The sequence below is a fragment of the Gilliamella sp. B14384G10 genome, from assembly GCF_016101685.1.
GTDB classification, from domain to species: Bacteria; Pseudomonadota; Gammaproteobacteria; order Enterobacterales; family Orbaceae; genus Gilliamella; species Gilliamella apis_A.
This window is the reverse complement of the sequence record NZ_JACFQA010000001.1, coordinates 392347-407045: the sequence shown is the minus strand read 5'-3', so window position 1 is coordinate 407045 and position 14699 is coordinate 392347. Positions and strand designations below refer to the sequence as shown.

15 protein-coding genes are annotated in these 14699 nt (G+C 34.6%); 12 read left to right on the top strand and 3 right to left on the bottom strand.

The genetic code is table 11. The annotated features are described in order from the left end of the window. The first annotated feature begins 37 nt into the window (after positions 1–37). The 3 genes from folD to H3T54_RS01895 all read left to right on the top strand — a co-directional run bounded on the left by folD (position 38) and on the right by H3T54_RS01895 (position 2196). Positions 38–889 carry a bifunctional methylenetetrahydrofolate dehydrogenase/methenyltetrahydrofolate cyclohydrolase FolD gene (gene folD / locus H3T54_RS01905; RefSeq protein WP_110447506.1) on the top strand — a complete coding sequence of 284 codons (852 nt, stop codon included), beginning with the start codon at positions 38–40 and terminating at the stop codon, positions 887–889. A 70-nt stretch (positions 890–959) separates the two neighbouring features. Further along, the gene (ppiB, locus tag H3T54_RS01900) at positions 960–1451 is read left to right on the top strand and encodes a peptidylprolyl isomerase B (protein WP_110447507.1); all 492 of its coding nucleotides are present in this window, start codon (positions 960–962) and stop codon (positions 1449–1451) included. After that, the gene (locus H3T54_RS01895; RefSeq protein ID WP_086364030.1) at positions 1444–2196 is read left to right on the top strand and encodes a UDP-2,3-diacylglucosamine diphosphatase; all 753 of its coding nucleotides are present in this window, start codon (positions 1444–1446) and stop codon (positions 2194–2196) included. The genes ppiB and H3T54_RS01895 overlap by 8 nt, the downstream gene beginning before the upstream one ends. On the opposite strand, the gene modC is transcribed toward H3T54_RS01895, so the two are convergent. From modC to modA, 3 genes are read right to left on the bottom strand one after another with little or no spacing between them, the layout of a single operon-like run. Then, the gene (gene modC / locus H3T54_RS01890; protein ID WP_086364029.1) at positions 2175–2855 is read right to left on the bottom strand and encodes a molybdenum ABC transporter ATP-binding protein; all 681 of its coding nucleotides are present in this window, start codon (positions 2853–2855) and stop codon (positions 2175–2177) included. The two genes, H3T54_RS01895 and modC, sit on opposite strands and share 22 nt — an antisense overlap. A 6-nt stretch (positions 2856–2861) precedes the next feature. Next, positions 2862–3551, bottom strand: a complete 690-nt coding sequence (gene modB / locus H3T54_RS01885) for a molybdate ABC transporter permease subunit (protein WP_065651810.1) — start codon at positions 3549–3551, stop codon at positions 2862–2864. A gap of 12 nt (positions 3552–3563) precedes the next feature. After that, entirely contained in the window at positions 3564–4328 is a 765-nt protein-coding gene (gene modA, locus H3T54_RS01880) for a molybdate ABC transporter substrate-binding protein (RefSeq protein ID WP_370527330.1), read from the bottom strand. Positions 4329–4524: 196 nt separating this feature from the next. Between modA and H3T54_RS01875 the strand changes: the two genes are divergently transcribed. The 9 genes from H3T54_RS01875 to amtB all read left to right on the top strand — a co-directional run bounded on the left by H3T54_RS01875 (position 4525) and on the right by amtB (position 14698). Beyond that, positions 4525–5301 (top strand): TOBE domain-containing protein, encoded by a 777-nt coding sequence (locus tag H3T54_RS01875; protein WP_198220603.1) that lies wholly within the window; start codon positions 4525–4527, stop codon positions 5299–5301. A gap of 15 nt (positions 5302–5316) precedes the next feature. Next, positions 5317–6777 carry a molybdate ABC transporter ATP-binding protein ModF gene (gene modF, locus H3T54_RS01870; protein ID WP_198220601.1) on the top strand — a complete coding sequence of 487 codons (1461 nt, stop codon included), beginning with the start codon at positions 5317–5319 and terminating at the stop codon, positions 6775–6777. 395 nt (positions 6778–7172) lie between these two features. Further along, a complete protein-coding gene (uvrB, locus tag H3T54_RS01865) occupies positions 7173–9176 on the top strand; it encodes an excinuclease ABC subunit UvrB (protein ID WP_086364025.1) in 2004 nt (667 codons plus the stop codon). A gap of 24 nt (positions 9177–9200) precedes the next feature. Beyond that, a complete protein-coding gene (locus H3T54_RS01860; protein ID WP_086359936.1) occupies positions 9201–9551 on the top strand; it encodes a RidA family protein in 351 nt (116 codons plus the stop codon). A 201-nt stretch (positions 9552–9752) separates the two neighbouring features. Next, positions 9753–10253 (top strand): 5-(carboxyamino)imidazole ribonucleotide mutase, encoded by a 501-nt coding sequence (purE, locus tag H3T54_RS01855; protein WP_198200399.1) that lies wholly within the window; start codon positions 9753–9755, stop codon positions 10251–10253. Positions 10254–10260: 7 nt separating this feature from the next. Next, the gene (gene purK, locus H3T54_RS01850) at positions 10261–11325 is read left to right on the top strand and encodes a 5-(carboxyamino)imidazole ribonucleotide synthase (RefSeq protein ID WP_198221123.1); all 1065 of its coding nucleotides are present in this window, start codon (positions 10261–10263) and stop codon (positions 11323–11325) included. 23 nt (positions 11326–11348) lie between these two features. Continuing rightward, positions 11349–12833 (top strand): dGTPase, encoded by a 1485-nt coding sequence (gene dgt / locus H3T54_RS01845; RefSeq protein ID WP_198220599.1) that lies wholly within the window; start codon positions 11349–11351, stop codon positions 12831–12833. Between the two features lie 225 nt (positions 12834–13058). Next, positions 13059–13397 carry a P-II family nitrogen regulator gene (gene glnK / locus H3T54_RS01840; RefSeq protein ID WP_086359933.1) on the top strand — a complete coding sequence of 113 codons (339 nt, stop codon included), beginning with the start codon at positions 13059–13061 and terminating at the stop codon, positions 13395–13397. 20 nt (positions 13398–13417) lie between these two features. Continuing rightward, a complete protein-coding gene (gene amtB, locus H3T54_RS01835; protein ID WP_198220597.1) occupies positions 13418–14698 on the top strand; it encodes an ammonium transporter AmtB in 1281 nt (426 codons plus the stop codon). Position 14699: the final 1 nt, after the last annotated feature.

Genomic DNA, 14699 nt, shown 5'->3' with positions numbered 1-14699 from the left:
TTATCTACAATCATCAGGTAAAAGAAGTAATCGGCTTATGACTGCAAATATAATTGATGGCAAAGCGTTAGCATTGCAAATACGCAATGAAATTGCTCAAAAAGTAAAAAAACGTACTGAACAAGGTTTATCTGTTCCCGGCTTGGCTGTTATACAAGTTGGTTCGGATCCTGCCTCGAAAATTTATGTTAAAAATAAACAAAAAGCTTGTGATGATGTTGGTTTTGCTTCTTTTGCTTATGATTTTCCATCGTCAACCACTGATGAATTATTAGCATTAATTGATGAATTGAACCAACGATCCGATGTTCATGGTATCTTAGTTCAATTGCCTTTACCGGATAATATTGATAAAACTAAAGTGCTAGAGCGTATCGATCCTCGTAAAGATGTCGATGGTTTTCATCCTTATAATATTGGCCATTTATTACAACGTGATCCAATACTACGACCATGTACACCATATGGGGTTGTTAAGATGTTAGAATCAACCGGTATTAATTTATCGGGTTTAAATGCGACAGTTGTTGGTGCATCGAGTATTGTTGGTCGTCCTATGGCATTAGAACTATTACTTTTAGGATGCACAACCACAATCACCCATAGTCGAACAGTGGATGTAGCAAAGCATGTTGGTAATGCTGATATTGTTGTGGCTGGTGTCGGTATACCTAATTATGTCAAAGGCGAATGGATAAAACCGGGTGCTATTGTGATTGATGTTGGTATTAATCGTTTACCTGATGGGAAATTAGTTGGTGATGTGGAATTTGATGTTGCTAGCCAGCGAGCCGGCTGGATCACGCCAGTACCTGGCGGTGTTGGGCCGATGACGGTAGCAATGTTAATGAGTAATACATTAGAAGCATGTGAAAGATTTAGTGAGTAAGCATATTAAAAAGATATTGCTCACCTTTTTAACAATTTTTACGTAATAAAATGAAATTAAGGAACATTTTATGATTATATTTCATACTTCATTAGGCGATATTAAGATTAATACTTTTGAAGACAAAGCTCCAGAAACGGTAAAAAATTTTGTTGAATATTGCCAAGAAGGTTTTTATAACAACACCATTTTCCATCGTGTCATTAATAATTTTATGATTCAAGGTGGTGGTTTTGAACCAGGTATGAAACAGAAAAAAACTAAAGCTCCAATTAAGAATGAAGCTGATAATGGTTTAAAAAATAATCGTGGTACATTAGCCATGGCTCGTACTAGTGATCCTCATTCTGCTACAGCACAATTTTTTATCAATGTCGTTGATAATGATTATTTAAATTATCGCTCATCGGATATCAATGGCTATGGTTATTGTGTTTTCGCTGAAGTTGTCGATGGTATGGATGTGGTTGATAAGATTAAAGCGGTTAAAACTGGTCGTAGTGGCATGCATTCTGATGTTCCTGTAGAAGATGTCATAATTAAGAGTGTAACGGTTGAATAATCCGGTTCGTTTTTTTATTGCAGATATTCATCTTGCAGACAATCAGCCTGCTGTAGATCATTTTGATATAACAGCAGGTTTTTTGTCTTTTCTTAAGCAATTACCTAATCAATGTGAGCTTTATATACTTGGTGATTTATTCGATTATTGGGTAGGTGATGATGTACAGTCAATATTACATAATCAAATTGCTGATGCTTTAAAAGAACTCACCTTACGCCATATTAAAAAATTCTTTGTACATGGGAACCGTGATTTTTTGATTGGTAAGCATTACGCTAAACGCTGTGATATGAATTTATTAAGCGATATTAATTGTTTAGTTAATCAGAATAAAAATATTGTATTTCTGCATGGTGATTTGCTTTGCATTGATGATCCTCAATATCAAAAATTCCGTAAAATCATGCATAAAAAATGGCTACAAAAATTATTTCTATTACTGCCATTAAAAATACGTTTAAAAATTGCCACTAAATTACGCAAAGAGAGCAGCCAGCATAATCAAATCAAATCTGAAACTATTATGGATGTAAATCCAAAAGCTGTCATTGATATGATGATTGCTAATAACGCTAGTATTATGGTTCATGGACATACACATAAACCTGCTACACATCATCTTTATATTAATGACGAGCCAGCAACTAGAATTGTGTTAGGCGCTTGGCATGATGGCATTTCGTATATAAAACAAGAAAAAAATAGCGCTACTTTAGAACTTTATAACCACTCTTTCAAATAATCACTTTGTAGAATTTGTTCAGTATCACCATAGGTTTGTAATTTCCCTTGCTCTAAAACCGCTACGTGTTGTGCAATGCGTTTAACTTCATTGATATTGTGCGTTACATAAACAATAGGGATATTGAGATCATTTACTAGTTTATCAATATAACTTAATAGCTCTTTTTTACGAGGCATATCTAAAGCTGAGAGTGGTTCATCCATTAGTAATAATTTTGGTTCAGCTAATAGCGCTCGACCAATGGCAACACGTTGTTTCTCACCACCCGATAACATTGCTGGATAACGATTAAGAAGTGAACCAATGTTGAGTACCGAAACTATTTCGTCAAATCTTTCTGTATTCAATGATTTTGCACCATAAGTTAAGTTTTTTAAAACTTTATAATGGGGAAAAAGCAATGCATCTTGAAAGACAGTACCAATTTGTCTTTTTTCTGGGGTTGTAAAAATTCCTTTTTCAGTATCAACCAAAGTAGTTTGATTTAGTTTAATATAACCGATATCTGGTTTAATCAAACCATTAATAAGGTTAATCAGTGTTGATTTCCCTGAACCGGAGACACCTAAAATTGCCGTCACGCCATGACAGTGAATTTCATGTTTAAACTGGAAAGCATACGAGGCGAGTTTTTTGCTCACATTTATATTTAACATGACGAACTATCCTGTTAACTTCTTTTTATGCCAACGATTAAGCATTTCTGATAAAAATAAGGCAATTAATGATAATACTATCGAAACAATGCAAAGCCGTAATGCACCGGACTCGCCATCAGGGATCTGTAATAAGGTATACATAGCCAAAGGAATTGTACGAGTTTCACCTTGAATATTTGAAACGAAGGTAATTGTTGCGCCAAATTCACCTAGACAACGCGCGAAACCAAGTACGGTTCCCATTAAAATGCCCGGAAATGCTAATGGTAAAGTAATGGTCATAAAAACACGAAATGGTTTAGCGCCAAGGGTTCTTGCGACTTTTTCTAATCTTGAATCAATTGATTCAATCGCTAATCGAATCGATCTGACCATAAGAGGGAATGCCACCACAGCAGAGGCTAAGGCAGCACCTTGCCAATTAAAACTGAAACTGAGATGGAAATAGTTATTTAGCCATTCACCAATAATACCATGACGTCCCATCGTCAAAAGTAGTAGATAGCCTAAAACAACAGGCGGTAAAACTAATGGAAGATGAACAATACTATCAAACAATGATTTACCTATGAATTGACATCTTGCTAAAATCCAAGCAGTTAAGATCCCTAATGGTAGGCTAAAGATTATTGCTGCTCCAGCTATTTTTAAGCTTAGCAGCAATGTTTGCCATTCAAATTCAGTTAATATCATCTTTTCAAAATACTATTTAGTTAAAAAACCATATTTTTGGAAAATATTTTGTGCTGTTTGTGAATTTAAATATTGATAAAACTCTTTTGCTTCAGGTTTCAATAATGTTATTGGATATTCAATAGCTTTAAATGTATCGGCAGGAAAATTACCAACGATCTTCACTTTATCACTTACTTTTGCATCAGTGCTATACACAATCCCTAATGTAGCTTCATTGCGTTCAACTAACATTAACGCATCACGAACATTACTTGCTGGAGCCATTTGTGGTAACAATTTATCAAATACGCCTAAATTAGTTAAAGACTCTTTAGCATAAAGTCCCGCAGGGACATGGTCAGGATCACCGACAGCTAATCTTTCGCCTTTGGGTAAAATTGTTTGCCAGTTAGTCTCTGCATTGATATCTACTTTGTCTAATTTAGATTGTTTTGGCGCTATTAAAACTAAGCCGTTTTTTAACAAATTTTGTTTTTCTGTTGTAATTTTATGTTCAATAAGATAATTCATCCATTTTTGATCTGCTGACATAAAAATATCTGCAGGAGCACCTTGTTCAATTTGTTTAGCTAATACTGAAGAAGAAGCAAATGAAAATACGATTTCGGTATCTTTATGCTCTTTTTTATAACTAGTTGCGATATCTTGCATTGCATTCGTCAATGAGGCTGCAGCAAATACTGTAATTTTTTGACTGGCTGTTGCTGATAAGCTGACAAGTAAAGTTGTTAATGATAGTAGTAATGCAATGATTCTTTCCATGTTATTTTTCATACTCGTTATATAATATAATACATAACGATGCTATCAAACTTTACCTATAATGTACAATTAATCTTTACTCGTTAGCGAAATTTTATTGATCATAAAACGATATGAGGACAATTTTTGGTGAAAAATAAAAAAACGTCTACAATAGAACAACATTACCATTAATAATGGTTTATTAAATCTAATAAGGCACGAAGTAATGTTGTCAGCAGAAATTTTATTAACTTTAAACTTAAATCAGCAACTATTTACTGACCCAAGGCGAATTGCCTTACTAAAAGCGATAGAGCAAACTGGCTCATTAAGTCAAGCCGCCAAACAAATCGGTATAAGTTATAAAACAGCATGGGATGCGGTTAATGAAATCAATAGTTTGGCGCCAAAACCCTTTTTGATTACTGTTACGGGAGGAAAAAATGGTGGAGGTACCAAGCTTAGTGCTTACGCAGTTAGATTTATACAGCTTTATGATCTATTAACTCAGCTACAGTATAATGCATTTAATATTTTAAATAATGACAATATTCCGTTGGATGATATTTTAAAAATTACTGCTAAATTATCATTGCAAACCAGTGCTCGTAATCAAATTTATGGCAGTGTTGTAAGTATTGAAACCAATAATATTGCCGGATTTGTAAAGGTTAAATTGAATGATAATCAAACAGAACTAAAAGCTTATATTACTCAGCAAAGTGTTGAACGCCTAAAAATAGATATTAATAAAACTGTGCTATTACTTATCAAAGCACCTTTGATTGAATTGAATGATTTAAATGAAAATCAATTAACGGTTCAAGTAGAAAAAATAGTCACTGATGGTCAGTTATCTGAAATTTCATTTTCATTACCATCAGGAATGATACTTTACGCAAGCAAATTAACCAGCGAGGTTAATCGTGTAAAGTTAATTGAAGGTCAGCAAACAACCATATCTATCGATCCTCAGCATATTATCATTGCCACATTAGTTTAGTCATTTGAGGTATTTATGTTACAAATTGAAAATACAATATATAAAATTAGTGATTTCCGCGTTTTTACTATCGAATCTTTGATGATTAATGCTGGCGATATTGTTGCTTTTGTCGGCCGAAATGGATCGGGTAAATCAATATTAGCCAAAGCGTTAGCTGGTGATCAAACAATATTATCTGGGAAAGTAATTAATCGTTTTAAATCAATTGCCCACATCTCCTTTGAGTACTTACAAAAAATAATCGATGATGAATGGAAACGAAATAATACTGACATGCTAAGTGATAAAGAAGATGATACTGGATTAACTACGTCTGAGATTATTCAAGAATATAATCAAGATCAAACGCTTTGTGAAAATTTAGCATTACAATTTGGTATAGCACATCTTTTAAATCGTCGTTTTAAATATCTTTCCACTGGAGAAACACGTAAAACCTTAATTTGTCGCACATTAATGAGTAAACCTGAACTATTAATTTTAGATGAGCCATTTGATGGTTTAGATGTTGCTTCTCGAGCTAATTTAGCTGAAATACTTAGCCAACTATCAAAACAAAATATTACTATTGTAATGGTATTAAATCGTTTTAATGAAATTCCGCTATTTGTTAAATATATTGGATTACTGGCTAATTGTCAGCTATTGAAATATGGCACAAAAGACACCATATTAGATGACGTAGCCGTCAAACAACTTGCTAATTTAGAACATTTATCTAATTTTACTTTACCAGATCCAGATGAAATTTCTGTGCCATTACCTAACGATTTAGATCGGATTATTTTAAATAATGGTTTTGTTCAATATGATGGTAAAGCAATTATTAATGGATTAAGTTGGCAAGTTAGAGCTAATGAAAATTGGCAAATTATTGGCCCAAATGGAGCAGGTAAATCCACATTACTCAGTTTAATAACAGGTGATCATCCTCAAGGTTATAGTAATGACTTAACACTATTTGGACGTAAACGAGGCTCAGGTGAAACCATATGGGATATCAAGCGTCATATTGGCTATGTAAGTAGTAGTTTTCATCTTGATTACCGAATTAGTTTAAGTGTAGAAAATGTATTGGCATCGGGTTATTTTGATTCAATTGGCTTATATCAAGCCCCCAGTGATAAACAATTAAAATTAGTTAAACAGTGGTTGCAATTATTGGATTTAACGGAGTTAGCAGAGAAACCATTTCAATCGCTTTCATGGGGTTTGCAACGTTTAGTCCTAATTGCTAGGGCTTTAGTTAAACACCCAACGCTACTTATTTTAGATGAACCATTACAGGGACTAGATTATTTGAATCGTGAACTGGTCAAAAGTTGGATTGATAATTTAATTGATAGAGGTAATACACAATTATTGTTTGTTTCCCATCATACAGAAGATGCGCCAAAATGCATCACTCATCGATTAACTTTTGTGCCTAATGAGCCTGTTGGCTATCAATACAAAATAGAAAGTATGAAATAATTTCTTAGACAAAAACTATTAAACTAAGTTTTAAAAATAGAAACAACCAATAAAAAAAATTTTTAAAACTGTGCGAAATTTAGTCAAAATCCGGAAAAAAGTTTATATTGACTATACTTAGCAAGTTATCCCCTATGCCTGTGGATAAGTCTGTGAGTAGTTTATTGAAAAGTGTGTTAACCTCAATGTTCATCAGGTTTTTATTTGATTTGATTACAACTTAAGCATGATTTTAAATATTTATATATATCAATTGGTTATAATAAATCAAGGGTTGTTTGTTAAGACGCCTTTACATTCTTTTAGCTTAACTGAGCAAAAAATATAACATTTCTAAAGGTCAAGTGTTTTTGGGGATAATTTTTATTAATAGGTAAAATTTTAGGTTGCGAGTAATGAGAAAATTTAAATTATGTTCTGATTTTAAACCTGCTGGTGATCAGCCTGCGGCAATTGATCGGATAAATCAAAATCTTGATGATGGGATAGCGCATCAAACATTATTAGGTGTTACAGGCTCAGGTAAAACATTTACTATGGCCAATGTCATTGCCAAGCATAATCGCCCAACTATTATTTTAGCACCTAATAAAACTTTGGCGGCGCAGTTATATGGTGAAATGAAAGCATTCTTTCCAGATAATGCAGTGGAATATTTTGTGTCTTACTATGATTATTATCAACCAGAATCATATGTGCCTTCTACAGACACATTTATTGAGAAAGATGCCTCAATTAACGAGCATATTGAGCAAATGCGTTTATCGGCTACTAAATCGTTATTAGAACGCCGTGATGTAGTGATTGTGGCTTCAGTGTCTGCTATATATGGATTAGGTGCGCCTGAAACTTATATGTCCATGATTTTACATTTGGCAAGAGGTACCATCACTGATCAGCGTTCAATCTTAACGCGTTTAGCGGAATTACAATATACACGTAATGAAATTGGTTTTAGTCGTGGTACGTTTCGGGTACGAGGTGATGTTATTGATATATTTCCTGCTGATTCTGATGAACTAGCTGTACGTGTTGAGCTTTTTGATGATGAAGTTGAACGGATAGTTATGTTTGATCCATTAACTGGTAATGCGATTAATGAGGTACCTCGTATTACAATTTATCCCAAAACGCACTATGTCACCCCAAGAAATATTATGGACAATGCGATTGCTGAAATTAAGCAAGAGCTTCAAGAACGCCAAAAAGTTTTGTTGGATAATAATCGACTTTTAGAAGAACAACGATTAACTCAGCGGACTCTATTTGATATAGAGATGATGACTGAACTTGGTTACTGTTCAGGAATCGAAAATTATTCCCGATATTTAGCTCAACGTAAAGCAGGAGATCCGCCAGCAACATTATTTGATTATTTGCCGGCTGACGGATTATTATTTATTGATGAATCTCATGTGGCAATTCCGCAATTAGGGGCGATGTATAATGGTGATAGATCACGGAAACTTAATTTAGTTGAATACGGTTTTCGTTTACCATCAGCATTAGATAATCGACCACTAAAATTTTCAGAATTTGAAAACATAATGCCACAAACAATTTATGTTTCAGCAACACCAGCTAAATATGAAATTGAAAAATCGGGTGGTGAAATTATCGAGCAGGTTGTTAGACCTACAGGCTTATTAGATCCAATTATTGAGGTTAGGCCGGTAGCTACTCAAGTTGATGATCTATTATCTGAAATTAAAGTGAGAATAAATCAAGATGAACGAGTATTAGTCACCACTTTGACTAAACGTATGGCTGAAAACTTAACTGATTATTTATCTGAACATAATGTTAATGTTAAATATTTGCATTCGGATATTAATACCGTTGAACGAATGGAAATTATACGCGATCTTCGTCTTGGTAAGGTTGATGTGTTAGTAGGTATCAACTTATTACGTGAAGGATTGGATATTCCCGAAGTATCATTAATTGCAATTTTAGATGCTGACCGAGAAGGCTTTTTGCGTTCAGAAAGTTCATTAATCCAAACGGTTGGTCGTGCAGCTCGAAATGTAAATGGTAAAGCGATTTTATACGCCGATAAAATTACTCCGGCTATGCAGAAAACGATCGACGAAACAGCGCGCCGTCGTAAAAAACAAGAAGATTTTAATGAAGCTCATGGTATTACACCAAAATCAGTACGTAAAGAAATTAAAGATGTTTTAGATGCTGGTTTGAGCACGAAAAAAGCTACGGCTAAAGTACAAGCTTTTGAACCAGGTGGACAGTATAATTATGTTTCGGTCAAAGAAGTTCAAGCAAGAGTTAAAGAGCTTGAAGCTATGATGTATGAAGCCGCCCAAAATCTAGAATTTGAAAAAGCAGGTGTTTTACGTGATGAGATCAAAAAATTACGAGCTGATTTCATCAAAGTATCTTAATAAAAAGTTTTTAAGGAAAATATAATGACAATTACTCGTATAGATCCCGAAGATAGATGGTCGGAAGCGGTGATCCATAATAATGTGATCTATTATACAAGCGTACCAACAGATTTGCGTGATGATGCTTATACGCAAACCCAAAGTGCCTTAGCTGAAATAGATAAAATTTTAGCAAGAGCGAATAGTGATAAAAGTCGCATTTTAGATGCAACCCTTTTTTTGGTAAATAAAAGTGATTTTCCAGCCATGAACAAAGCTTGGGATGAATGGGTAGTGAAAGGGAAAGCTCCAGTTCGTTGTACTGTTCAGGCAGGATTAATGAAAAAAGAGTATTTGATTGAAATTAAAATCGTTGCTGCCGTTAATTCATAAATTTATATGATTATCCGCCATATATTGGCGGATTTAATAACGTTGTATTATGAAATTAACTGTTTTATTTATGCATTAGCTTAAATTGTCCGAATATTGAGTTAAACTTATTGATAAGAAGTCATAGTTCTTGCTATCCCATTTAGCGAATTTTAGTGTATACTTTCGACACTTAATATTTACATCTCCTTATAATCATCTATGCATACTCAACCAAAAATTGCCATTGTAATGGGGTCGAAAAGTGATTGGGCTACTATGCAGCATGCTGCTGATATTTTAGATACTTTAGCCATTACTTATCATGTTGAAATTATTTCTGCCCATCGTACTCCAGATAAATTATTCGAATTTGCTGAAAATGCTAAAACAAAAGGCTTTGATGTTATCATCGCTGGTGCAGGCGGTGCAGCTCATCTACCGGGGATGTTAGCAGCAAAAACCTTAGTTCCTGTTTTAGGCGTGCCGGTTCAAAGTGCAGCATTAAGTGGTGTAGATAGTCTTTATTCAATCGTGCAAATGCCAAAAGGCATTCCTGTTGGAACTTTAGCTATTGGTAAAGCTGGAGCTGCAAATGCAGCCTTATTAGCTGCGCAAATTCTGGCATTACATAACCAAGAAATTTATCAACGTTTATCTAATTGGCGATTGAGTCAAACTGATGAAGTTTTAAATAATCCTGATCCGAGAGTAGCGATATAATATGACAATTCGATCTGTTTGTGTATTAGGAAATGGCCAGTTAGGGCGTATGCTTCGACAGGCAGGTGAACCATTAGGTATTCATGTTTATCCTGTAGGACTAGATGTTGAACCGGCATCAATTCCTTATCAAAATTCTGTTATTACTGCTGAAATTGAACGTTGGCCTGAAACGCAATTTACGCAAATTTTAGCTAGTCATCCTCAGTTTGTTAATCGAGATGTATTTCCTATTATTGCGGACCGTTTAACTCAAAAACAGCTACTTGATGAACTGAAATTACCAACAGCTAAATGGTTTGCTGTTAAAAATCAGTATGATTGGCCGAGTTTTTTTGAAAAATTAGGTGATTTACTAATTGTTAAGCGTCGATCCGGTGGTTATGATGGTCGTGGGCAATGGCGACTTTCAGTAGGTGATGACATCACTGTGCCAAATGACGTTTATGAAAATGCTATTGTTGAACAAGCCATTCCTTTTGAAAAAGAGGTGTCGTTGGTTGGGGCTCGAAATGCCAAAGGGGAAACAGTTTTTTATCCTTTGACTAATAATTTGCATCAAGATGGGATATTAAAAATGAGTGTTGCTATCCCATGTGAAAATGAGACATTACAGATAAGCGCTGAGCAGATGCTAGCAAAGATTATGCATAAACTTAATTATGTTGGTGTTATGGCAATGGAATGTTTTGTCATTGGTGATAGCTTATTAATTAACGAATTGGCCCCAAGGGTACATAATAGTGGCCATTGGACGCAAAACGGTGCTTCTATTAGCCAGTTTGAATTACATTTACGGGCTATTTTAGATTTACCGTTACCTAAACCAGATGTTTTTTGTCCATCAGTGATGGTGAATTTAATTGGTACCGAATTCAACATTAATTGGTTAGCGGTAGATTTAGTTCATTTGCATTGGTATGAAAAAGAAGTAAGAGTTGGGCGTAAAGTTGGTCATATCAATTTAAGCCATCAACATCGCCAAAAATTGATTGAAGCCTTAAATCAACTTGATTCTATGTTACCAGCAGAATATGGTTCACCAATCGAGTGGGCAAAACAGAAATTATAGCTGATTGAACCTCAGGTTGCGATATGATCGATTTTAATAAAAAAATTAATTATCAACGATATGCCAGTAAACAACGACAAGCATCTGATGAATATTCTGTCTTGCGTTTTTTTGAAAGTGATCGTGGTCGCATTCTTAATTCAGCAGCTATACGGCGTTTACAGCAGAAAACGCAAGTATTTCCTTTAGAGCGTAATTCTGTTGTGCGAACTCGGCTTACTCATTCAATGGAAGTACAACAAGTTGGTCGTTATATCGTCAAGGAGATTGTCAATCGTCTTAGTCTCTCTGGAAAATTAAAGACGTTTGGCCTAGATAAATCCGTCATGTCTATAGAAAGCTTAGTTGAAATGGCTTGTTTAATGCATGATATTGGTAATCCACCATTTGGCCATTTTGGTGAAGCTGCGATCAATCAGTGGTTTAATGCGCGTTTGGGAATTAATAAAGATTCAAGCTACCCAATACTTAATATTAATGAGAGCGATGCACAATCACTCAAATCATTAAAATTAAAAATTCGCCAAGATCTTGCAAATTTTGAAGGTAATGCCCAAGCGATTAGATTAGTTCATACTATTCTACGACTTAACTTGACCTATTCACAAATTGCTTCAATTCTAAAATATTCCAAACCTGCTTATTGGTCTAATGATATTCCAGATGAGTTCAGTTATTTGATGAAAAAACCTGGATACTATCTGTCTGAAGAATCTTTTGTTAATGAATTATCACAGCAACTGGATATTCAACCATTTCACCGCTATCCTCTTACTTATATTATGGAAGCTGCGGATGATATTTCCTACTGTATTGCCGATCTGGAAGATGCTGTAGAAAAGAAAATTTTGACTGTGCAACAGCTTTATCACTATTTAAAAGAAGCATGGGGCCCAGTTAAAAAAGGTGATTTATTTGATGAAGTTGTTAATAAACCTTATGACAATTTGAAAAAAAATGAATTTGAAGCGATAGGTATTGACCAATTCTTTATGTATTTACGGGTAAATACTATTGCTAAATTGGTACCACATGCGGCAGAACGATTCATTGAAAACATTGAAACAATCTATCATGGTTCATTTAATCATGCTTTACTTGAAGATCATGAAGCTGAGTATAAATTACTGAATATATTTAAAACAGTTGGATTTGAACATATTTTTAATCATGAGATGGTTGAAAATATTGAATTACAAGGTTATAGAATAATCACTGGTTTATTAGATATTTATAGTCCACTGCTAAATATGTCAACAGAAGATTTTATTAACTTAGCCAAAACAAGTAATCATAAAAACTATCCTATCGAAACAAGGTTGTATCATAAATTATCGGCAAAACATTGTGTTGCTTATCAACAAGCTATTGCATCATTGGACAAAGGGCATTGTAACTTTAAATGTTGGGAATTTTATTATCGTTGCCGGTTAATTCAAGACTATATTAGTGGTATGACTGATCATTTTGCTTATGACGAATATCGCAAACTAATGGTAACATTCTGATTATTAATATCTATCGGCACCAAAAATAGGCATAAGCACCAAATTGGTGCGATAGAAAGCTTATTTTTATCTTTAAAAACCCCTTTCCTCAAAATTTTTTACTTAACAATAATTACCAACCAATTTTAAAAATAGCAAATATTTCAATGGATAATACTTCTCTGCTAATTTTGGCATGCTCCTTGCATTAACTTAAATAACATTAATAGTAATAAGGAGTAATGGATGAAATTTGTCACCGTAGTTATAAAACCTTTCAAATTAGAAGAGGTTAGAGAATCACTATCAAATATTGGAATTACTGGTTTAACCGTAACTGAAGTTAAGGGATTTGGGCGACAAAAAGGTCATGCCGAACTATACCGTGGGGCAGAATATAATGTCAACTTTCTACCTAAAGTAAAAATTGAGCTAGCAATTAGTGATGAATTGCTCGATGAGGTAATTAGTACCATTACTAAAGCTGCTTATACAGGAAAAATAGGGGATGGGAAAATTTTTGTTACTCCGCTAGAACATGTTGTTCGTATTCGTACCGGTGAAACTGATGAGTCAGCACTGTAATTATCAATAAGGATATCATTATGTTGAAAAAATTTATTCTCTGTTTCGGATTCGCTTTAGCAAGTCCAGTGTTTGCTGATGAAGTGGCAATTGCAGATAAAGCTGACAATGGTTTTATGATGATCTGTACTGCATTAGTTTTATTTATGTCAGTACCTGGTATTGCACTTTTTTACGGTGGCTTATTAAGATCTAAAAACGTTTTATCCATGCTTTCACAAGTATTAGTAACATTTTCGTTGATTGCGGTGTTATGGATAGTTTATGGCTACTCTTTAGCCTTTGGTGAAGGTAACTGGTTTTTTGGTAACTTTGACCGTTTTTTATTGGTTAATGTTGGTATTACTGATATTTCTGGTTCGATCTATGAAATGATTTGGATTGCATTTCAAGGTTCTTTTGCTTGTATCACATGTTGTTTAATCTTGGGTGCATTTGCAGAAAGAATTCGTTTTTCGGCAGTTCTTATCTTTATGGTGTTATGGTTCACTTTCTCATATATTCCGATGGCTCATATGGTCTGGGGTGGTGGAATTCTTGGTGATGAAGGCGCATTAGATTTTGCTGGTGGTACTGTGGTACATATCAATGCAGCTGTTGCTGGTTTACTCGGTGCTTATATGCTTAAAAATCGTATTGGTTACAATCGAGAACCATTAAAACCGTTTAACTTACCTTATGTTTATTTAGGTGCAGCTATCTTATATATCGGTTGGTTTGGTTTCAATGCCGGATCGTCAACACATGCTGATGAAATTGCTGGTTTAGCTTTTATTAATACCGTTGCCGCAACTGCTGCCGCTGTTTTAGCGTGGTCATTCGCCGAATGGATATTACGTGGTAAACCATCATGTTTGGGGGCAGCATCAGGCGTGATTGCTGGATTAGTGGGTATCACTCCAGCAGCAGGATTTGTTGGTGTTGGTGGTGCAATGTTAATTGGTCTTATTTGTGGGGTTGCCGGTGTTTGGGGTGTTTCATCTTTAAAAAGGATTTTAAAAGTTGATGATACCTGTGACGTATTTGGTGTACATGGCGTATGTGGTATTGTTGGTTGTCTACTAACTGGGGTTTTTGCTTCTGAGTCATTAGGTGGAACAGGTTATGCCGATGGTATCACTATGACAAGTCAAGTAGGTATACAATTAATGAGTGTTATCACTTGTGTCATTTGGACGGCAATAATAGCTTATATTGCGTATAAAATTGCTGATCTTAGTGTTGGTTTGCGAGTTTCTGAAGAGCATGAACGTGAAGGACTTGATATTAACAGTCATGGTGAAAGTGCATTTAACAGTTAAG